17 protein-coding genes and 1 pseudogene are annotated in these 20,911 nt (G+C 73.6%); 11 read left to right on the forward strand and 7 right to left on the reverse strand.

Going from position 1 to position 20,911, the window contains the following annotated elements:
- Positions 1–27 precede the first annotated feature (27 nt).
- Together ACFOX0_RS01805 and ACFOX0_RS01810 are read left to right on the forward strand one after the other, a co-directional pair.
- Positions 28–456: a hypothetical protein gene (locus ACFOX0_RS01805; protein WP_377541603.1), complete on the forward strand. Its 429-nt coding sequence runs from the start codon at positions 28–30 to the stop codon at positions 454–456.
- 196 nt (positions 457–652) lie between these two features.
- Positions 653–836: pseudogene (locus ACFOX0_RS01810) on the forward strand (hypothetical protein); the annotation flags it as partial.
- Positions 837–1,032: 196 nt separating this feature from the next.
- Here ACFOX0_RS01810 and ACFOX0_RS01815 read toward each other — a convergent pair.
- Positions 1,033–1,434: a GntR family transcriptional regulator gene (locus ACFOX0_RS01815; RefSeq protein ID WP_377541604.1), complete on the reverse strand. Its 402-nt coding sequence runs from the start codon at positions 1,432–1,434 to the stop codon at positions 1,033–1,035.
- A 537-nt stretch (positions 1,435–1,971) separates the two neighbouring features.
- Between ACFOX0_RS01815 and ACFOX0_RS01820 the strand changes: the two genes are divergently transcribed.
- Entirely contained in the window at positions 1,972–2,157 is a 186-nt protein-coding gene (locus tag ACFOX0_RS01820) for a hypothetical protein (RefSeq protein ID WP_377541605.1), read from the forward strand.
- A gap of 57 nt (positions 2,158–2,214) precedes the next feature.
- Here the strand turns inward: ACFOX0_RS01820 and ACFOX0_RS01825 are convergent, their stop codons facing one another.
- The 5 genes from ACFOX0_RS01825 to ACFOX0_RS01845 all read right to left on the reverse strand — a co-directional run bounded on the left by ACFOX0_RS01825 (position 2,215) and on the right by ACFOX0_RS01845 (position 9,004).
- A complete protein-coding gene (locus ACFOX0_RS01825; RefSeq protein WP_377541606.1) occupies positions 2,215–2,754 on the reverse strand; it encodes an NUDIX hydrolase in 540 nt (179 codons plus the stop codon).
- Between the two features lie 100 nt (positions 2,755–2,854).
- A complete protein-coding gene (locus tag ACFOX0_RS01830) occupies positions 2,855–4,138 on the reverse strand; it encodes a helix-turn-helix domain-containing protein (RefSeq protein ID WP_377541608.1) in 1,284 nt (427 codons plus the stop codon).
- Between the two features lie 324 nt (positions 4,139–4,462).
- The gene (locus ACFOX0_RS01835) at positions 4,463–5,287 is read right to left on the reverse strand and encodes a peptidase (protein WP_377541872.1); all 825 of its coding nucleotides are present in this window, start codon (positions 5,285–5,287) and stop codon (positions 4,463–4,465) included.
- Positions 5,288–5,289: 2 nt separating this feature from the next.
- On the reverse strand, positions 5,290–6,567 hold the full coding sequence (locus tag ACFOX0_RS01840; protein WP_377541874.1) for a VWA domain-containing protein: 1,278 nt from the start codon (positions 6,565–6,567) through the stop codon (positions 5,290–5,292).
- 739 nt (positions 6,568–7,306) lie between these two features.
- Complete coding sequence (locus ACFOX0_RS01845) at positions 7,307–9,004, reverse strand: dolichyl-phosphate-mannose--protein mannosyltransferase (RefSeq protein WP_377541609.1); 1,698 nt, start codon at positions 9,002–9,004, stop codon at positions 7,307–7,309.
- A gap of 75 nt (positions 9,005–9,079) precedes the next feature.
- Here ACFOX0_RS01845 and rsmI point away from each other — a divergent pair, with 75 nt between their 5' ends.
- Positions 9,080–9,931 carry a 16S rRNA (cytidine(1402)-2'-O)-methyltransferase gene (gene rsmI, locus ACFOX0_RS01850; RefSeq protein WP_377541610.1) on the forward strand — a complete coding sequence of 284 codons (852 nt, stop codon included), beginning with the start codon at positions 9,080–9,082 and terminating at the stop codon, positions 9,929–9,931.
- A gap of 19 nt (positions 9,932–9,950) precedes the next feature.
- Here rsmI and ACFOX0_RS01855 read toward each other — a convergent pair whose 3' ends face one another.
- Positions 9,951–11,366 (reverse strand): hypothetical protein, encoded by a 1,416-nt coding sequence (locus ACFOX0_RS01855; protein ID WP_377541611.1) that lies wholly within the window; start codon positions 11,364–11,366, stop codon positions 9,951–9,953.
- 164 nt (positions 11,367–11,530) lie between these two features.
- Here ACFOX0_RS01855 and metG point away from each other — a divergent pair, with 164 nt between their 5' ends.
- The 7 genes from metG to ACFOX0_RS01890 all read left to right on the forward strand — a co-directional run bounded on the left by metG (position 11,531) and on the right by ACFOX0_RS01890 (position 20,874).
- Entirely contained in the window at positions 11,531–13,333 is a 1,803-nt protein-coding gene (gene metG / locus ACFOX0_RS01860; RefSeq protein ID WP_377541612.1) for a methionine--tRNA ligase, read from the forward strand.
- A 1,428-nt stretch (positions 13,334–14,761) separates the two neighbouring features.
- Complete coding sequence (locus ACFOX0_RS01865; RefSeq protein ID WP_377541613.1) at positions 14,762–15,712, forward strand: TatD family hydrolase; 951 nt, start codon at positions 14,762–14,764, stop codon at positions 15,710–15,712.
- A gap of 140 nt (positions 15,713–15,852) precedes the next feature.
- Entirely contained in the window at positions 15,853–16,728 is an 876-nt protein-coding gene (gene rsmA, locus ACFOX0_RS01870; protein WP_377541876.1) for a 16S rRNA (adenine(1518)-N(6)/adenine(1519)-N(6))-dimethyltransferase RsmA, read from the forward strand.
- A gap of 84 nt (positions 16,729–16,812) precedes the next feature.
- The gene (locus ACFOX0_RS01875; protein ID WP_377541614.1) at positions 16,813–17,760 is read left to right on the forward strand and encodes a 4-(cytidine 5'-diphospho)-2-C-methyl-D-erythritol kinase; all 948 of its coding nucleotides are present in this window, start codon (positions 16,813–16,815) and stop codon (positions 17,758–17,760) included.
- 113 nt (positions 17,761–17,873) lie between these two features.
- Positions 17,874–19,700, forward strand: coding sequence for an ABC-F family ATP-binding cassette domain-containing protein (locus ACFOX0_RS01880; protein WP_377541615.1), 1,827 nt, complete (start codon positions 17,874–17,876; stop codon positions 19,698–19,700).
- A gap of 102 nt (positions 19,701–19,802) precedes the next feature.
- On the forward strand, positions 19,803–20,255 hold the full coding sequence (locus tag ACFOX0_RS01885; RefSeq protein ID WP_377541617.1) for a DUF4383 domain-containing protein: 453 nt from the start codon (positions 19,803–19,805) through the stop codon (positions 20,253–20,255).
- 139 nt (positions 20,256–20,394) lie between these two features.
- Entirely contained in the window at positions 20,395–20,874 is a 480-nt protein-coding gene (locus ACFOX0_RS01890) for a DUF4383 domain-containing protein (RefSeq protein WP_377541618.1), read from the forward strand.
- The last annotated feature ends 37 nt before the right edge of the window (positions 20,875–20,911 follow it).

A 20,911-nucleotide genomic window follows, 5' to 3' on the forward strand; every position in this document is an offset into this window, starting at 1 on the left:
CGCGCGGTTAGTGGCATCCTCGCCCTCGTGACCGCAGTGTTCGTGGTGTTTGCCGCGCCGGCGCCGGCCATGGCCGCCGACAATTGGCACCGCATGTGCGGATACGAGTTCGCTAGTTGCCAGACCGGCGTCAAGGCCGGACTGGTGGACGCCGACCAGTGCATGACGGCGTCCGGGGGCCTCTACGGGCACAGTACGCAAGTCTGCGTCAAGTACGACGGTGACTACGTCTACGTCAGGGACGGCCAAGCCGACGGGCACTCGGCGATTGGCGTTATCGAATCCGACAACGGCAACGTCATCAAGCGGCACTGTCGCAATCCCTATGGGAGCGGTACCTGGGCCAAGTGCAACTTCAACTGGTCCGAATCAGGTTACAAGTGGGTTGGGGGCGGCTACCTCGCGAACTTCGACAGTATGCCCCGTGAATGGCTGTGGAAATTCACCAATAACTGAATCGTCATCGGCCTCGCGCCTTCCCTGAAGGCTGGCGGCAGTGGCTGGCGAGAACGGCAAATGCCCTCTGGGCTGGAAGGGTGAGATCTGTAAGGGTCTCAGCCATCCGGCACAGAGGGCGCCTTCACGCGCTCTCGGAACGGTCTCGGCGAGCAGTTCGTCGGCTGCCGCCGCGTGCGGGTAGTGGCGTACCGTCTTGCCGTCGAGGTCAGAGCGACCGGCAATAGGTCGGAATCTCGGCGGGTGGGAGTGGCCGTGCCAGACCCGGCGGCGGGAGCTGCGAGCGGAGTGCGACCGCGCCCCGGTGTCGCTACGTAGCCCTCTACCTGGCCGCCCAACTCGTCGACGCCGCCCAGGATCTAGCCCACGTTCCCGTCGGGCACCGCCCGGTCCGACCCGCTCGCCGACAGTTCGCATCGAGGGGGTCAGGGGTTCAAATCCCCTCAGCTCCACTCAGTTCGAAGGCCGTTTCCCGTGCTGGGAGACGGCCTTTTCCGATCTTGTACAGCAGAAGTACTCTGCCACTTTCGGACCATGTGGCTGCGCCTAGGATCAGTTGGCGCGGGCCGAGGGAAGCTAGCGGCCGACGCGGACACGATCGGCGGCGTACGTCTCCCGGGAACCGTCGCCGCGGAAGATCACGACGACTGGGACGCCCTCGCTGATCTCAAGTTCGCGTCGCTCCGCCGGGGTCGGCATCCGGGCAGACGCAGTGTCGCCCTTCAGGAGAGTGACTGTCTCGGTCGGCTCGTTGGCGCGGACGAAGGTGCCGCGCGGTGGTTCCACGATCACGAGCCCTTCCGACCGAAGTAGCGCTATCGCCTGTCGGACGCTCGTGCGGCTCAACCCGTACTCCTGAGCTAGCCGCAGTTCACTTGGCAGCGATGCGCCCGGCGCAAGGTCGCCAGACGTGATCCGGTCTCGCAGAAGGTCTGCGAGCTGCCGGAACACGGCGCGGTCTGCGCTCGGGTCGATCACGGCTGTGACGCTACGTGTCCAACAGCTCTACATCTTATTGTATCTACAGTCCTACGTCGTTACAGTGACCTTTGATCTCCAGCAGCCGGCCCCCAGGGGCCGAACGCCTGCCATCGATTCATGCTTGAGGGGGTCCAGTGCCGCGCGTCTCGTACGAGGAGTACCTGTCCGCTGTCGCCCTGACCTTGGCCCGCCGGCACCGGCCGGTCTGGTCATGGCGGCACTGGCGGCGCATCTGCCGCTGCGGCGCGACCCTGCCGTGCCGGAGCCGTCACCGCATCCCGATCAATCGCGGCCACTGGCCCAGCCAGGACGGCCCGCGATGAGCACTCACCATCCGATCAAGCCGGCTTGGACGTGTGACGGCTGTGCGGGCGAGTGGCCCTGCCAGAGCCGGCGGCGGGAGCTGCGAGCCGAGTACGACCACGCCCCGGTAGCACTGGCCCTCTACCTAGCCGCTCAACTCGTCGATGCCGCCCAGGACCTGGCCCCCGTTCCCGCCGGCCACCTGCATTACCGATTCCTCGGCTGGACTCGATGAGTATCCTGCGGCCCGGCGACGAGAAGTTCCACTACAGCGACGCCTCGCACAAGTGGATCCCGCCCGATCCCGACTACGACCAGGCGCTCTGGGACGAGCAGGTGCGGCAGCACCAGCGGCAACACCTCGTCTTCGAACCGCCGAAGCGCCGGCGCCCGGCGCGCGGAACGGCGTCTCGGTGACCGCCACCCATCGTCGCCGCCTACCCGTGACGCTCCTTGCCTTGCCGGACCGGCCGGTCAGTCCGACGAACCTCGCTCCCGGCGCCAGGCCAGCAGCCGGTGGTACGCGGCCAGCCCGTCCGGCGTCCAGGGCCACTCGTCCAGCCGCTCCCGCACCTGCTCCTCGGTGAGGAACGCGTGCCAGGCGATCTCCTCCACCTGCGGTCGCACCGGCAGTTCGCAGCGCACCTCGTACACGCCGGACCACCAGCTGTGCTCGGGCGTGTCGTACAGGAACCGGAACAGCGGCGCCGGCGCGGGCAGTCCCGACACGCCCAACTCCTCCTCGGCCTCGCGCAGCGCCGCCTCGTCGTACGACTCGCCGGCGCCGACCACCCCGCCGACGAACATGTCGTACCGGGACGGGAAGATCGCCTTTCCGGCGGTGCGCCGGTGGACGAAGATCCGGTCGGCGGCGTCCCGGACCAGGACGAACGCGCAGCGGTGCCGCAACCGGCGGGCGTACGCCTCGCCGCGCGGCGCCCGGCCCATCACCCGATCCTGTTCGTCGACGATGTCCAGCACCTCGTCCGCCGACCGCGGCACCGCGTCAGTCATGTGCCCATCCAACAGCACGCCGACGGACGACCCGCCCACGCCAGGCCGCCGTCAACCCACGGCAGGCCGCCCCGCCGACCCGCGGCCGGCCTGTCCACCGTCACGGCAGGATCAGGGCGTGCGGGTCCGGTTCGGGGCCGGGGTCGTCGGCGGCCGGCTCGGCGGTGGACTCGCGCCAGGCCCGGGCCGCCAGCCGGTACGCGCCGCATTCCTCGTAGCGGGAGGCGGCCTCCTGGTAGTGCCGCGCCGCGTCGTCCGGTTCGCCGTACCGCCGGGCCACCCGGGCCAGCACTACCAGGGCGCGGGCCCGGTCGTACGGCGGCCGGTCCGGCACCTGGGCGGCCAGCTCGTCGGCGGCCGACAGGCTGGCCGTCCGATCGCCGCCGGCCAGGGCCGCCGCGATCTCCACCACCGCCAGCCGGAACCGGTCCCCGGGGCGGCCGAGCAGGTCGATGGCCTGCCGGGCCCGCGCCAGCAACGGCCGCGCCGCGTCGAGTTCCCGGGCCGCCACCCGGTGCGCGGCCGCCGCCCGCAACAGCCGGGCCCACAGCCGTACGTCGTTGTCCGGCCCGATCTCCGCCAGCGCCCGGTCGAAGCGGGCGCCCGCGTCGGGCTTGCCGTGCAGGAAGTCCATCGCCCCGGCGGTCCAGTGCACCAGGCCGCGCAGGGTGGGCACCGGCACCTCGTCGACCACCGCCAGCAGCTCCTCGGCCAGCGCGATGCCCTGTTCCCATTCGCCGGACGCGACGTACCCGCGGAGCAGGTCCACCGACGCGTGCACCCGTTCCGGGGCGGTGGCCGGCAGCGTGCTGCCGGCGCACCGCGCGCGTTCGGCGATCCGGGTGCTGTCCCGCAGCCGGCCGCGGTGGCGGCTCACCTCGGCCAGCGCGCGCAGGACCCGGGTCTGCAGGGCCGCCGTCTCCGCCGTGAGCCGGTCGTCGAGCAGCGCGTCCAGCACCGCCTCCCGCTCGTCCAGCTCACCGAGCCGGCCGAGGGCCTCGGCGAACTCCCAGCGGGCCTCCCAGGCGACATCCCGGTCCTCGGTGTCGCTGGCGTCGGCGACGATCCCGCGCAGTTGCTCGGCGGCGTGCCGGTGGTCGCCGCCGGACCGGGCCGACCGGGCGGACATCAGCCGGCCGATCAGGTCGACCCGATACGCCCGTTCCGACGGCCGGTGTTCCGCGACGCCGACCAGCTCGGTCAGCGGTACGCCGAGCTGACCGGCGATCAACCGGGCGAAGTCGGCGTTGGGCGTCCGCCGTCCACTCTCGACCAGTGAGATGTAGCTCGCCGACATCCGGCCGCCGGCCACCTGGGCCTGGGACAGGCCACGCGCCCGCCGGAGCTGGCGCAGTCGGTGGCCGAACAATGGTTGCTCCACCATGGATAACTCCCCCGTGTCGCGGGCGTCGTGCCGGGAGTTGCCGTCGTCCGGCGCCCGGAGCGTGTCTGAGCGGCCAGAGACACAGTGGAGCCACGTCCGGGCACGTTTCACCCTTCGCGCCGTTGCCATGGGCTGACTCGCGTCACACCTTAACGTGGGGTCCCGGTTGGCCGCTACGTCGGGTTTCGACGCTGCTACCGCTTGTGTCGGGATCCGTGGCTGGGTCCGCTGCTGGCGGCGGGGACCGCGAGGAAGGGGTGCGGCGCGGCCGGGGAGAGCCCTCGTCCGGCACGGGACGCGGAAAAGGGCTCTCCCCGGGGATCGCTACCGGCGTCGCCAGGTCAGCGAGAAGCCGACCACCCCGGCGATCGCGGCCAGCACCCCGCCGACCGTGGTCCAGATCCATCGGGACGACAGGTCCGGCAGCCAGTCCAGGCTGACGAACGACGTGCCGTCTCCCGCCTCGGGGGTGGCGCTGGGATCCGGCGTCGGCGCGACCGTCAGCGCCGAACCGGGCCGGGCCGGCGGGGCCAGCGGGGCCCGCAACCGGCCGCCCTCGACACCCGGGTCGTCGCCGTCCTCGGCGTTGATCAGCATGTCCACCCGGACCGGCAGGCCCAGGTCCGCCTCCGGCAGGTCGGTCACCGACAACCGGACGTAGTACGTCCCGGGCAGCGGGTCGCCGGACCACGGCTCGGCCCAGCCGCGGATCTGCCGCAGCGTGCAGCCGAGCGACACCGTGCCGGCCGTTGCGTTGACGGTCGGGGTCTGCGCCCCGTCGGTGCACGCCTGCCGGCGGCGCAGTCCGTCGAAGACGTCCACCGTCCAGGTGGACCCGCCGGTGCGCCCCTTCGGCGGCAGGGTCACCGTGATCGCCACCCGGTCGGTCTGCCCGGCCGTCGCGGTGAACGACCAGTACAGGTAGTCGCCGGTGGACCCGGCGACGCTTACCGGTTGGCCCGGGGCGACCGCGGTGGCGGTGAGGAACGTGGTGCCGGCCCGGTTGACGACGGCGGCACCGGGTGAGGGCGTGAGAGTGCTGTCCGGGGTGGGCGTCGGGTCGGCCGCGCGGGCCGCGCCGGCCGGCAGCGCGCCGAACGCGGCGGCGGCCAGCATCGCCGCGGCGAGGCGCCAGGTGTTCGTCCGCATGGTCAGTTCGTCCTCCAGGTACGGACCCACCAGCGGGTCAGCCAGCCGGCGAGCAGCCCGGTGACCAGGCCGGCGACGGTCAACAGGGCGAGCAGCAACCAGCCCCGGCCGAGGCCCGGACTGTCCGGCGCCGGCGACGCCTCGACCACGTCGACGGTCAACTCGACCGGCAGGCCGGGCGACTGCGCCGCCGCGGCACCCTTGCCGGCGAACGAGTTGCTGATCACCAGGCAGACCGGTGGCGGCGCCGCCGCGGTCGGGTCGCTCGGCGACGGGTCCGGTTCCGCCGCGTCGGCGGGCGACCAGCGCAGCCCGCTGGACAGCACGTCGGTCCGGCCGCTGCCGGCGTCCGTGCCACGGACCAGTTCCCGGCCGTCGGCTGCGGTGGCCCTGAGCAGTACGCCGTAGTCCCGGTTCACCGGCCGGTCCAGGCCGACGCTGACCGAGGCCCGCAGTTCCTGCCCCGGCCGTACCGGCACCCGGTACCATCGGTGCTCCTCGAAGCGTTCCCGGTCGGTGTAGACGCCCGGGGTCAGCAGCGGGGCCTTGGCGCAGTCGGCGCCGCCCGCGACGATCGCGGGGGCGGGCGCGTTGCTGTCCTTGGCCCGGTCCACCAGTTGCTTGATCCGGCTGGTGAGCTGCTCCGGGGTGGTCGCCGAGGTGTAGGTGCCGCCGGTGGCGTTGGCGATGCAGACCAACTGCCGGCGTACCTTCTCGTCCGGGGCCAGGCCGAGCGTGTCGACCACCAGGTGGATGCCCTGAGCGGCCAGCTCGCGGGCCACGTCGCACGGGTCCGGTGGGGCGCAGGTGTCCTCGCCGTCGGTGATCAGCACGATTCGCCGCGTCGTCTCGCCGGTGCCGAGGTCCCGCGCCGCGCCGCGCAGCGCCAGCCCGACCGGGGTGAACCCGGTGGGCCGCAGGGTGGCGATCGCCGACTTGGCGGCGGCCCGGTCCACCGGCCCGACCGGTACGAGCTGCTGGCTGTCCTGGCAGCCCACCTTCTTGTCGTCGCCCTTGTACGTCGCTCCGAGCACCCGGATGCCGAGCTGGGTGGCGTCCGGGAGCGCGTCGACCACCTCGTTGAAGGCCTGCTGCGCCACCGAGATCCGGCTGCGCCCGCCGATGTCGGTGGCCCGCATCGAGCCGCTCACGTCGAGCACCAGCTCCACTTTGGGCGGCTCGCCGCTGGTCGGCTCGTCGGCCCACGCCGGCACGGGACCCAGGGTCAGGGAGGCGGCCAGCAGTCCCAATAGGATCGCCGGCAGCCGTCGTTTGATCATCACGGCCGCCGATCCTATTCATGGTAGATCATCCCCCTTCTAGGGGATCACCCTGTCCGCGTCGACCCGGACCGCCCGGTGTCGGCGAAGCAGCCGGCGGCCCGGGCCGGCGGCTCCGGGTCCAGCCGCGCGCCCCGGAGTCCCACGCCTCGGCCAGCGGCACCATGTGGTCGATGTCCAGGTCGGCCCGTGGGAACGCTCCCGAAGTCGCCGGTTCCGCCATTCGGCCCAGGTCGGCCCGGCCGTCGGAGGATGGCCGGTCGGCCGCCGCGACCGCCGGCCCCCGGTTGTCCGGTCCGGCCGGCACCGCTTCGGTCAGAAATCTGACCCCGGGTCACCCGTTGTGTCGGTGATCCCGGCTCGTTAAGCTCATTGTGCGCGCCCCAATCGCCCGCTTCCCCCGTGGCAGGCGATCGGGGCGCGCCCCTATGTGCTCGTCCTGTCACTCCTGACGGGCATCTTCCTCATCTTTCACGCCCGATCCCGGCCACCGTCGGACTTCCGACCCCCACCCGGGCGGGGTGATCCGCACGGACGACGTGATCCCACCCGGGCAGCGTCACGCGGACGCCACGCCGCCACGCGCGGCCCGGCGTCGGGTACCGCCGCCGGGCCGGGTCTCAGGACTTTGCCGGGCCGCCCTCTGGACTCCGCCTCGGCAGCCGCGGAACCCGTCGACAAGGTCGCGGGCGGCGCTCGACCGCCCCGGTACCAAACACGGCCCGGCGTCGACGCCGGCTCAGATCCACCGCCCGCCCAGCCACATCCGCGCCGACCAGTCCGCGTAGGACAGATCCTGTCCGATGAAGATCGGCCAGAAGTAGGCGAAGCAGATCGCGACGAGCAACACGTACGCGCCGGCCACCACGGCACCGACCAGCCGGCGGTCCGACCGTTCCGGCGTCGGTTCGAGCACCGGGACACCGGTCGTCGGCGACCGGGCCGGCACCGGTGACATCAACGCGCCGAGCACGAACACCACCGCGAGGATCAGGAACGGCTCGGCCGGCGCCGCGTAGAAGAAGAACATCGTCCGCCCGTCCAGGGCGTACTTGAACCAGGGCAGCAGCCCGGCGGCCACGCAGAGCAGGATCGCCCCGGCCCGCCAGTCCCGCCGGGCGATACCCAGCCAGGCCAGGCCGGCCAGCGCCGGCAGGAACGACCACCACAGCACCGGCGTGCCCAGCAACAACGTCTCGGCCGCGCAACTCGACGCGCCACACGCCCCGGCGTTGGACCAGTAGAACGCCACCGGCCGGCCGAGCAGCAACCACTGCCACGGCCAGGACTGGTACGGGTGGGTGGCCTCCAATGTGGTGTGGAACTTGTACGCCTCGATGTGGTAGTGGGCGAGATTCTGCAGCGCCCCGATCACCGGCGGTTCCGGCTTTCCGTTGGCGGCCAGCCAGTGCCGGAAGTAACCGCCGTCGGTCAGCAGCCAGCCCGACCACGAGGCCACGTACGCCGCCGCCACCAGCACACCGAACGCGAAGAACCAGCCGGTCTCGGCGATCAGCGTGTCCCGCCACGGGCGCCGCACCCCGACCGCCCGCCGGGCGCCGACCTCCCAGAACAGCATCAGCAGCAGGAACGCCGGAAGGAAGTACAGCGCGCTCCACTTCACCGAGACGGCGCAGCCGAGCAGCACCGCGGACAGCAGCCGCCACCACGGCACCGAGGCCGGGAAACGCAGCGGCAGCCGGCCCTCCCGCCCCGGTTTCGTCGGGTCGAGGCCGCCCTCCAGCGCCCGCAGCCAGCGACCCCGGCGGGCGTCCCGGTCCACCACCAGCGCGCCGAACGCGGCCAGCACGAAGAACAACAGGAAGATGTCCAGCAGGGCGGTCCGGGACAGCACCAGCTGGAAGCCGTCCAGCGCCATCAACAGGCCGGCCGCGCAGCCGAGCATGGTGGACCGGAACATCCGGCGCCCGATCCGTACCGTCAGCAGGACGGCGAGCGTGCCCACCACCGCGGCCGAGAACCGCCAGCCCAGCTCGTTGTAGCCGAACAGCCGCTCGCCGATCGCGATCATCCACTTGCCCAGCGGCGGGTGCACCACGTACGCGGCGGTGTTGGACTTCTCGTCCCACTCGAAGCCGTGCACCAGCAGGCTGTGCGCGTCGGTGGCGTAGTAGACCTCGTCGAAGATCTTGCCCTTGGGGTGGCTCAGCCCGATCAGCCGCAGCACCGCCGCGATCGCGGTGACCACCAGCGTGGCGACCCAGGACCACGGGTCGAGCCGCCGCTCCAGCGGGGCCAGCCGGCGGCGCACGATGTCGGCGACCCCACCGGCGGGGCGGTCGCCCGGCCCGCCGGGCAGCTCCGTAGGCTCGCCGGGTCTGTCCTTCGGGTCGCCGGATCGACTGTCCGCGCCACCGCTCGGCTGGTCGGTGGCGTTGTCCGGGCTCGTAGGCTGCGCTGTCGACGCCTGGGTCACCCCGCGATCGTAGGCTGCGAACGGGTGTTGCGGGACCCGGCGGGCCGGTACATGGGACGGCAAGGGAGTCGTGCGATGGGTGAAATGTCCGATACTGGCCGCCTGGTGCTGTTGGGCGCCCCGCTCGGCAACCCCGGCGACGCCTCCTCCCGACTGCGCGACGTGCTCGCCAGCGCCGACGTGGTGGCCGCCGAGGACACCCGGCGGCTCACCCGGCTGGCCCGCGATCTGGACGTCACCGTCGCCGGCCGGATCGTCTCCTACTTCGAGGGGAACGAGGAGCGGCGTACCCCCGACCTGGTCGACGCCCTGCGCGACGGCGCGTTGGTCGCGCTGGTCACCGACGGCGGGATGCCGAGCGTCTCGGACCCGGGATACCGGCTGGTCCGGGCCGCCCTGGACGCCGGAGTGCCGGTCACCGCGGCCCCCGGCCCCAGCGCGGTCACCACCGCGCTGGCCCTGTCCGGGCTGCCCTGCGACCGGTTCTGCTTCGAGGGTTTCCTGCCCCGCTCGGGCGGGGCCCGGCGGACCCGGCTGCGGTCGCTGGCCGGCGAGGAACGCACCCTGGTGCTGTTCGAGGCGCCGCACCGGGTCGGCGCCGCCCTGACCGACCTGGCCGAGGCGTTCGGCCCGGACCGGCCGGCCGCCCTGTGCCGCGAGCTGACCAAGACGTACGAGGAGGTGCTGCGCCGCCCGCTCGGCGAACTGGCCGACTGGGCCGCGCGGACCGAACCCCGCGGCGAGATCACCCTGGTCGTCGCGGGCGCGCCGGCCGCGGCGGCCGAGCGACCCACGGACGACGAGCTGCGGGCCGCGGTCGCCGAGCGGGAGGCGGCCGGCGCCTCCCGCCGGGACGCGATCACCGCCGTGGCCGAACGCCACGGACTGCGCCGCCGCGAGGTGTACGCCCTGGTACACGCCGGCTGACCACCGGCACCGGTGGCCGTCAGTAGGTCGCGGCCAGGAAACCCGCGGTGATCAACACCGGCCCGGCCAGCCCGGCCGCCGCCGCACCGCGCCGGGTCCCCAGCTCCGGCAACCGCAGCGCCCCGGTGACCCAGACGATGACCGGACCGCAGGCCAGGGTCACCAGCAGCCCGAGCAGCCAGCGCAACTGCCGGCCGAACCCGGTGTCCGCGTACGCCCGGGCGCCGTCGGCGCCGACCATCCGGGCACCGACCTGCGCGCCAGGGCCGCGCTGAGCCGGCCCCAGCCCGGACAGCGGTACGCCCCGGGCGGTGAACGTCCGGTCCGCCGGAGTGAAGTCGCCCCGACAACTCAGGTTCAGCCCGTGCCCGGTGCACCAGGTCACCGTGGCGGTGCCGCGGTCACCGTGCCCGACGGCCAGCCAGAGCGGCTCGGCACTGACCCAGGCGAAGAAGCCGGCCACCAGGGTCACCGCGAGCAGGCCGGGCAATCCGTACCGCGGGTCGCGGGGGCCCTTCGGTCGGGCCGCCCGCCGCCGGTCGGCCCGGTCGGCCCGGCGACGCTCGAACCACGAGCGGGTCTCCCGCTGCACCGGCCGGCCGTCCCAGTGCACCTCCTCGATCGGTAGCCAGAAGGCCGGCTCGTCGGCGGTCGGCTCGCCCGACGGGTCCGCGCCGGGATCCCACTCCGACCGGGCGCTCGCCAGCCGCTCCATCGCCGAGCGCAGCGGCACCCGGCGCGGCAGGTCCCGCCGCCGGGCCCCGGTGGTCACCTCGATGCTCGTCGAGATCTCGGACGGCCCCTCACCGCGTACCGACCCGCCCGGCCCGCCGCGGTCCGGCTCCCACGCCCCGTCGGCCTCCGGCGCGCCCGCCGCTCCGGCCTCCGGCTCGTTCGGCTCGGCCGCTTCCGGCTCGTCCGGCTCGGCCGCTTCCGGCTCGGCTGCTTCCGGCTCGGCTGCTTCCGGCTCGGCTGCTTCCGGCTCGGCTGCTTCCGGCCCGTTCGGCCCGGTCGCGTCCGGTCCGTGTGGCTCGGTGGCTTCGTCCGGCTCGGCCGCGTCCGGTTCTCGCGGGTCGGCCGCCGCCGGCCCGCCCGGGCCGCCGCCCGCCGGCTCGCCGGGGCCGGTCGGTGGCGGTGGTGGACCGACCGGGTCGGTCGACCGTTCGGGATCCGTCGGCCGCGGTACCACCCGGGCCCGGCCGCGGGCCCGCAGCGGCGGGGTGCCGAACGGCCCGCCGGCCCACGAGCCGGTCGCCGGCGGACCGACCGCCGCGGCCCGGCCGACGGCCGCCGGTACGCCCGTCCCGGTCCCGCCGGTGCCCGCCCGGACCGCGGAACCGCCCTGGTCGGGGCCGGTCGGCTCGGTCCCGGCGGGGGACGCCGGACCGGTCGGCCGCCGTTCGCCCGGTTGCTGCGGCGCTGGGTTGCCAGTCACGCCCTCATTGGACAACGGGTCACCGTCGGAGACGGGTAGGTGACGGCGAGTGTCGAGGGGGCGAAACGGCAAATCACGCCAATCTTTCTCACGTCCGGATGCTTCCCCCGGACGGTGACGGTTGCCTGCCGCCCGGCCGACGCAGGTCACTAGGCTTGCTGACCATGAGTCACGTTCTCGCCGCGGTCGCCTGGCCGTACGCCAACGGCCCGCGTCACATCGGCCACGTCTCCGGCTTCGGGGTGCCCTCCGACGTGTTCAGCCGGTACATGCGGATGGCCGGGCACGACGTGCTCATGGTCTCCGGCACCGACGAGCACGGCACCCCGATCCAGGTGCAGGCGGACAACGAGGGGGTCACCCCGCGCGAACTCGCCGACCGGTACAACCGGGTCATCGTCGAGGATCTGCACGGCCTCGGCCTCTCCTACGACCTGTTCACCCGGACCACCACCCGCAACCACTACGCGGTGGTGCAGGAGCTCTTCGACGGGCTGCACCGCAACGGCTACATCGTCCCCAAGGTCACCATGGGGGCGATCTCGCCGTCCACCGGCCGGACCCTGCCCGACCGCTACATCGAGGGCACCTGCCCGATCTGCGGGTACGACAGCGCGCGGGGTGACCAGTGTGACAACTGCGGCAACCAGCTCGACCCGGTCGACCTGATCAACCCCCGTTCGAAGATCAACGGGGAGACCCCGGAGTTCGTCGAGACCGAACACTTCTTCCTCGACCTGCCGGCTTTGGCCGACGCGCTGGCCGGCTGGTTGGACAGCCGCGAGGGCTGGCGTCCCAACGTGCTCCGGTTCTCCCGGAACCTGCTCGACGACCTCCAGCCCCGGGCGATCACCCGGGACCTGGAGTGGGGCGTACCGATCCCGCTCGACGACTGGCGGGACCGCACCGACAAGCGGATCTACGTCTGGTTCGACGCCGTGATCGGTTATCTCTCCGCGTCCGTCGAGTGGGCCCGCCGCAGCGGCGACCCGGACGCCTGGCGGCGCTGGTGGTCGGCCGACGGGCAGGGCAAGGACGCCCGCGGCTACTACTTCATGGGCAAGGACAACATCGTCTTCCACTCGGTGATCTGGCCGGCGCTGCTGCTCGGCTACTCGGGCCAGGGCGCCCGGGACGGCGAGCCGGGCGCCCTGGGTCGGCTGAACCTGCCCACCGAGGTGGTCTCCAGCGAGTTCCTCACCATGGAGGGCCGCAAGTTCTCCTCGTCCCGCCAGGTCGTCATCTACGTACGCGACTTCCTGGCCCGGTACGACGCGGACGCGCTGCGCTACTTCATCGCCGTCGCCGGTCCGGAGAGCCAGGACACCGACTTCACCTGGGCCGAGTTCCTCCGCCGCAACAACGACGAACTGGTCGCCGGCTGGGGCAATCTGGTCAACCGGTCGATCTCGATGGCGGCGAAGAACTTCGGGGCCGTGCCGCCGGTCGACCCGGCCGGTCTCACCGAGGCCGACGAGGCGCTGCTGGCCACCGCCCGGGCCGGCTTCGACACCGTCGGCGCCCTGATCGAGCGGCACCGGCAGAAGCAGGCCGTCGGCGAGGCGATGCGGGTGGTCGCCGAGGCCAACCGCTACCTGTCGGAGCAGGCCCCGTGGAAGCTCAAGACCGACGAGGACAAGCCCCGGATGGGCACCATCCTGCACGTCGCCCTGCAGGTGGTCAGCGACGCCAACACCCTGCTCTCCCCGTTCCTGCCGCACTCCGCGCAGAAGATCCACGAGCTGCTCGGCGGCACCGGCGTACACACCCCGATGCCGTCCGTCGTGGAGGTCGAGGACCTGGACGGCGGGCCGGCGTACCCGGTGCTCACCGGCGACTACACCGGCGGTGTGCGGTGGGCGTCCAGCCCGATCGAGGCGGGTCGTCCGCTGGCGGCGCCGAAACCGGTGTTCCGCAAGCTCGACCCGTCCATCGTGGAGGAGGAGCTGGCCCGGCTGGCCGGCTGACCGAGCGGGTACGGGACGTCCACCGACCGGTCGTCGCTGATCTCGACGGCCGGGGCCCACGTCTCGTACACGCCGCGCTCGAGGCACTGGGCGCCGAGCGCGGCGACGTTCTCCGGATCCGGTCGGCACAACCGCAGCCGGAGCCAGCCGGACTCCGCCCGCAGCGCCAGGCAGGTGGTGTCCCGCCAGGTGACGTAGCGGACCCGGCGGCTCACCGAGTCCACCGGGTAGCGGGCCGCGCGGGTCATCGCCAGCACCCGGAACCCGCCGGGCAGGTCGGCCACCGCCTCGTACTCCTGTCCCCGGTGGGTGCCCACCAGGCGGGTCGACCGGTCCTCCTGCGGGACCGGCAGGTACTCCTGGTCGGGGGGAACGCCCGGCACGGCCGCCAGCAGGTGCCGGCCGCGCGGTCCGACCAGCCGCAGCCAGCCGCGCTGCTCCGGCTGGTACGTGTAGAGCACCACCTCGTCGCCGTCCGGCAGGTACGCCACCAGGGCCGCGTTGGCCGGCATCGGCAGGTCGGCGAGGTCGCGGGTGACGAACTCCGGGACGAGGTGCCGGCTGCTGGGCGTGAACCCGGTGCCCAGTACCGGCGGGCCGATCCGGTCGTGCGGGGGCATCCGGGTCAGCCCGTCGTGGCCGCCCGTCACCGGCGCCTCGAAGTCGACCGGGTCGACGGCCCGCCAGCGCAGCACGAAGGCGACGTCGGGGTCGCCCGGCGTGCCGTCCGGGTCGGTGCGCAACAGCGACAGGTCGGCCGGGGTGCGCAGGTGGGCGATGTCGTACTCGCGGTGGCAGAACCCGAACGGTAGCCGGCCGCGGACGTAGCCGGACAACTGCCGGGCGGAGAGCACCTTGACCATGGTCGTGCCCCGGCGGATCACCGCCGATTCGCGGACGGCGGCCAGGACCGGGTCGTCGCCGTCCGGCCGTTGGCTGAGCCGGTGGAGGTCGGCCCAGGTCCGGACCCGGCTGACCGGCGCCATCAGCGGCTGGTCCAGCTCGGTCCGGTCGGTTCGGCCGCCCTGGACGACCTCGACCTCGCTGGCGTGCACGAAGCGGTGCCACGGCCACCGGGCATCCGGGCGCGCGTCGCGGAGAAAGCCGTCCCGCGGATCGACGCTGAACACCTCGTACGCCGCGCCCCGGGCGATCTCCTCGGCCGGGTGCACGGCTCCGGCGTACGCCACCCGCACCCCGGGCGGCGCCTGGGCCGGCCCGCGCGGCTGGGGAAGAACGGTCACGGCGACCAGGCTAGGTGCGTTGGGTACCGGCCGGATGAACGGACGGTTACCGGCCGTGGTACCCGCACCGATCGCACCCGACGCCCGCGCCGCCACCCGCGCCGCCACCCGCCGCCCGCGCCGCCACCCGGCCGGGGCCCTTCATCGGCCGGCGGTGGTGGTGAGCGGTGTCGGGTGATGTGTGATGCTGGCGGCGATGACTGAGCCAGCCGAGTCCCGACGTCAGCGGGCGGCGCGCCGGGCCGGGGAGTTCCCGCCGGCCCCCGAGCCGCTGCCCAGCCCCGTCCTGGACAGCCACACCCACCTGGACATCACCCTCGCCGAGGCCGGCGTACCGGGCGCCCCGGACCCGACCGGGACCGGCCCGACGGCGACCGGGCCGCTCGCCGGCCGGGCCGGCGCGGACCCGGTCGACGCCGCCATCGCCGTCGCCGCGGGCGTGGGCGTCGACCGGCTGGTCCAGGTCGGGGTGGACGTCGAGTCGTCCCGCTGGGGCGCCGACCTGGCCACCCGGTACGACGCGGTGCTGGCCACCGTCGCCCTGCACCCCAACGAGGCGCCCCGACTGGCCGACCTGGACGCCGCGCTGCGCGAGATCGAGGCGCTGGCCGGCCAGGACCGGGTCCGCGGCGTCGGCGAGACCGGGATGGACTTCTTCCGCACCGGCGACGACGGGCGGGCCGCGCAGGAGGCCAGCTTCCGGGCGCACGTCGCCATCGCCAAGCGGTACGGCAAGCCGCTGGTCATCCACGACCGGGACGCGCACGCCGACGTGCTGCGGATCCTCGACGACGAGGGCGCGCCGGACGCGGTGGTGCTGCACTGCTTCTCCGGGGACGCGGAGTTCGCCGCCGAGTGCGTCCGGCGCGGGTACGTGCTCAGTTTCGCCGGCACGGTCACCTTCGCCAGCGCCGGCGCGCTGCGCGCGGCGGCCCGGGTCACCCCGATCGACCAACTGCTGGTGGAGACCGACGCCCCGTACCTGACGCCGACGCCGCACCGGGGGCGGCCCAACGCGTCGTACCTGATCCCGCTGACCGTCCGGGCGCTGGCCGACACCACCGGCACCGACCTGGACGAGCTGTGCCGGGCGATCTCCGCGACCGGCGACCGGCTGTTCGGCCCCTGGCGATAGCCGGTCGCTCCGCCCGGACGGATCCCCGTGCCGGTACCGACCGTAGGCTTGCCACCATGACCGACCAGCGCCCCGATCCGGGTTCCCAGTTGCCGGCGGGGGGCCCGTCCGGCGCCGGGGGTGACGGCCGGGGATCCGCCCTGGCCACCGGGCTGCTCGGCCCGGTCGAGATTCGGGAGCTGGCGGGCCGGCTGGGGGTGGCACCGACCAAACGGCTCGGGCAGAACTTCGTGCACGACCCGAACACGGTGCGCCGGATCGTCGCCGCCGCCGGCCTCGCCCCGGACGACGTGGCGCTGGAGGTCGGCCCGGGACTCGGCTCGCTCACCCTGGGCCTGCTGCCGGTCGCGGCCCACGTACACGCGGTGGAACTGGACCCGGCGCTGGCCGCGGCCCTGCCGGCCACCGTGGCCGACCGGGCCGGCGCCGGGCCGGCCGGCCGGCTCACCGTGCACCACGCCGACGCGCTGCGGATCGGCGCGGCCGAGCTGACCGAGCCGCCGCCCACGGCGCTGGTCGCCAACCTGCCCTACAACGTCGCGGTTCCGGTGGTGCTGCACCTGCTGGCCGCACTGCCCACGCTGCGGCGCGGGCTGGTCATGGTGCAGAAGGAGGTCGCCGACCGGCTGGTGGCCGGGCCCGGCTCCAAGGTCTACGGCGTCCCGTCGGTGAAGCTCGCCTGGTACGCCGCGGCCCGCGGCGCCGGGAAGGTCCCGCCCAACGTCTTCTGGCCGGTCCCCAACGTCGACTCCGGGCTGGTCGCCTTCACCCGCCGCGAGCCGCCCCGGACCGACGTACCCCGGGAACGGGTCTTCGCGGTGGTGGATGCGGCCTTCGCCCAGCGTCGCAAGACGCTGCGCGCCGCGCTGGCCGGCTGGGCCGGCGGCCCGGACCGCGCGGCGGCGGCGCTGGTCGCGGCCGGTGTCGACCCCGGCGCCCGGGGCGAGGCGCTGACCGTGGCGCAGTTCGCCGCCATCGCCGCGTCGGCCCCGACGGGTACGACGGGCGCCGAGTAGGCTGACGCCGAACTGTGACGGAAGGGACCGGATGAGGACGCAGCCGCAGCGGGAACGGGCCGGGTCGGCGCTGGACGCCGGTCGGTGACCGAGGCATGGCGGCCGGACGACGACCGGCCCAGAGGCTCCCTCGGACCGGTCCGGGTCAAGGCGCCCGCGAAGATCAATCTTCATCTCGGGGTCGGCCCGGTGCGGCCGGACGGTTTCCACGAGCTGAACACCGTTTACCACGCGATCTCGATCCACGACGAGCTGACCGCCCGACGGGGTGACACGCTCACCCTGACCATGGAGGGCGAGGGAGCCGGTCAACTCGCCCTGGACGACAGCAACCTGGTGATCCGGGCGGCCCGCGCCCTGGCCGGCCACGCCGGGGTCCCCGCGCACGCGCGGCTGCACCTGCGCAAGCGGATCCCGCTGGCCGCCGGGCTGGCCGGCGGCAGCGCCGACGCGGCCGCCGCCCTGGTCGCCTGCGACGCGCTCTGGGGCACCGGACTGTCCCGCGACGAACTGGCAGCCATCGCCGCCACCCTCGGCTCCGACGTCCCGTTCCTGGTGCACGGCGGCACCGCCCTGGGCACCGGTCGGGGCGAGGTGGTCAGCCCGGTGCTGGCCCGGCCCACCACCTGGCACTGGGTGGTGGCCGTCGCCGACGGCGGCCTGTCCACCCCGCAGGTCTACGCCGAACTCGACCGGCTCCGCGGCACGGCGACCGCGCCGACGCCCCGGGGCAGCGCGGACGCGTTGCTGGCGGCGCTGCGCCAGCGCGACCCCCGGGTGCTGGCCGAGGCGCTCGGCAACGACCTGCAACCGGCGGCGGTGTCGCTGCGGCCGGAGCTGGCCGAGGTGCTCAAGGCCGGCCGGGCCGAGGGAGCGCTGGCCGGTATCGTCTCCGGTTCCGGGCCCACCTGCGTGTTCCTCGCCGCCGACGGCGAGGACGCCGAGCGGCTGGCGGCCGGCCTCACCGCCGCCGGCGTGTGCCGGGCGGCCCACCCGGCGCACGGCCCGGTTCCCGGCGCCCGGACCAGCTGAGCCGCCCCGGGGCGGTGGCGTGCGCGGGGAAGCCCGCCACGGGCCACGGCGTTAACCTTGGCGACCTCGGGCGACCGGCCCGACGAACGAAAATGATGTTGAAGGGCGGGGCAGTGGCCAACATCGTCAACCTGGACCGGGTGTCCAAGGGCTATGGCGCCGCGGGGCCGCTGCTGACCGACGTGTCCCTGGGCCTGGACGACACCGACCGGATCGGCGTGGTGGGGCTCAACGGCGCCGGCAAGTCGACCCTGCTGCGGCTGTTGACCAAGACCGAGGAGCCGGATGCCGGCCGGGTCACCCACCGGCGGGACCTGCGGGTGGCTTGGCTGCCGCAGACCCTGCGGCTGGCCGCCGAGGCGACCGTCCGGGACGTGGTGCTCGGCACCGCCTGGCTGGACGAGAGCATGGGCGCCGAACACGAGTGGGCCGGCGACGCGGGGGTCCGCCGCATCCTCGACGGGCTGGGCATGCCGTACCTGGGGCTGGACCAGCCGGTCGGGCCGATGTCCGGCGGCGAGCGCCGCCGGGTCGCCCTGGCCGCCCTGCTGGTCCGCCCGGCCGACCTGCTCATCCTCGACGAACCCACCAACCATCTGGACGTGGCCGGCGTCGACTGGCTGGCCCGCCACCTCGTACAGCGGCGGGGTGCGCTGGTGGTGGTCACCCACGACCGGTGGTTCCTGGACGCCGTCTGCACCACCACCTGGGAGGTCGCCGACCAGACCGTCCGCGCCTACGAGGGCGGCTTCGCCGCCTGGACGCTGGCCCGCGCCGAGCGCGAGCGGGTCGCCGCGGCGACCGAGGCCCGTCGGCAGAACCTGCTGCGCAAGGAGATTGCCTGGCTGCGCCGTGGCCCGCCGGCCCGTACCTCCAAGCCCCGGTTCCGGATCGAGGCGGCCAACGCGCTGATCGCGGACGTCCCGCCGCCGCGCGACAGCGTGAGCCTGCAACGGCTGGCCACCGCCCGGCTCGGCAAGCAGGTCTACGACCTGGAATCGGTCACCCTGTACGCCGGCCCGAAGCTGATCCTCGACGACCTGACCTGGCAGGTCGGTCCGGGCGACCGGATCGCCGTCGTCGGCGCCAACGGCGCCGGCAAGACCACCCTGCTGCGCCTGCTGGCCGGGGTCCGCGAGCCGGAGGCCGGCACCGTCCGCACCGGTTCGACGGTACGACCGGCGTTCCTGTCCCAGGAGCTGGCCGAACTGCCCGGTGAGCTGCGGGTGCTGGAGGCGGTCGAGGAGGTGGCCCGCCGGGTGGTGCTCGGCGACCGGGAACTCGCCGCCAGCCAGCTCGCCGAGATGTTCGGCTTCGACGACCGGCGGCTGTGGACCCCGGTGAGCGACCTGTCCGGCGGTGAGCGGCGCCGGCTGCAGCTGCTCCGGCTGCTCGCCGCCGAACCCAACGTGCTGCTGTTCGACGAGCCCACCAACGATCTGGACACCGACACACTGGCCGCGCTGGAGGACCTGCTCGACTCCTGGCCCGGCACGCTGGTGGTGGCCAGCCACGACCGGTACCTGATCGAACGGGTCACCGACGTGGTCTACGGCATGTTCGGCGACGGCCGGCTGGTGCACCTGCCCGGCGGTGTGGACGAGTACCTGGCCCGGGCCGGCGACGGCGAGGGCCGGCCGGCCGCGCCGGAATCGACCCGGCCGGCCGCCGCCGCGGCGCAGGTCGGGACCGGTCCCGCCGGGGTGCCGCGGCTCAGCGCCGCCGAGGTGCGCACCGCCAAGAAGGAACTGAGCCGGCTGGAACGGCAGGTCGGCAAGCTGGAGCAGCGCGAGGCGGCCCTGCACGAGCAACTCGCCGCGCACGCCACCGACTACGCCAAGGTCGCCGAGTTGGACGGGCAACTGCGAACCGTACGCGGCGAGCGGGAAAGGGTCGAGGAGGCCTGGCTGGCCCTCGCCGAACAGGTTCCGGAGGGCTGACCGGCGGCTCGGCCGACCGCCGGGTGGGCGTGTGCTGCGTCACGTGGGGTGATGCGCGAGAATCCTTCGCGACCACCCCCCGGCTCGGCGTTGGAGACTGTCATGGACCACAACCCCGTCAACCATCCCGCGCGCCCCGTCTACCGGGCGCTGGCCGCGCTGACCGGCCTGTACCTGGTGATCTTCGGCGGGCTTGCCCTGATCAACGGCGGTGAGTTCTTCGGCCAGGACCCCGGCGTCAAGGTGCTCGGCCAGGGCATCAACCCCGGCGGCGGGCTGGTCCTGGCGGTGCTCGGACTGATCGCCCTGGCGGCGGCCGTGATCGGCCGGAACGTCGACACGAGGGTCAACCGGGCCCTCGCCTACCTGCTCGCGGCCATCGCCCTGGCCAGCCTCGCGGTGTCCCATACCGGGGCCAACATCCTGAACGTCAGCGTGGTCACCTGCATCGTGCTCATGACGCTCAGCATGGTCCTGCTGATGGCCGCCATGTACGGCCGGGTCGGCTCGGACAAGGACGTGCACGCCTGGGAGCAGTCCCGGCTGTTCGGGTGACCCCGGCGCGGTCCGGCCCCGGCGCGGGCGACCCGCCCGCTCCGCCGGACCGCGCCGACGCCGGATTTCCGGCGAATCGCCCCACCGCTGGGCGACAATCCCAAGTACGACCCATCGGTCGTACGGAGGGAGAAGTGGCATGGCGCACATTCCGGTCAACCACCCGGCACGTCCGCTCTACCGGATCATCGCCGGCCTCGTCGGGCTCTACATCCTGGTCTTCGGGATCCTCGGCGTCTGGGCCACCTGGGGAGAGGGACTGTTCTCCCGGAACAACGTCTGGGTCCTCGGCCTGCGCACCAACCTGGCCTTTTCGCTGATCTCCGTGGTCTTCGGGATCGGCCTGCTGATCGGCGCGTCCCGCCGGGGCAACCTCGGCCACTTCATGAACCTCACCGCCGGGGTGGTGTTCATGGTGACCGGCCTGGCCATGATGACCGTCCTGCAGACCAGCGCCAACTTCCTCAACTTCTCCATGTCGACGGTCCTGGTCTCGCTGCTGTTCGGCCTGCTCTTTCTGGCCACCGGCCTGTACGACAAGGTCGGCCCGCACGACCACGCCCGGGCCGAAAACGCCTACCGGCACGGCGCCCGCCCCTCGCCGGGCCGGCACCGCTGACCCGCTCGGCCGGCACCGCTGACCGGCTCGGCCGGGT

Origin of the sequence: Micromonospora zhanjiangensis (genome assembly GCF_042650605.1) — a bacterium.
Lineage (GTDB): Bacteria > Actinomycetota > Actinomycetes > Mycobacteriales > Micromonosporaceae > Micromonospora_J > Micromonospora_J zhanjiangensis.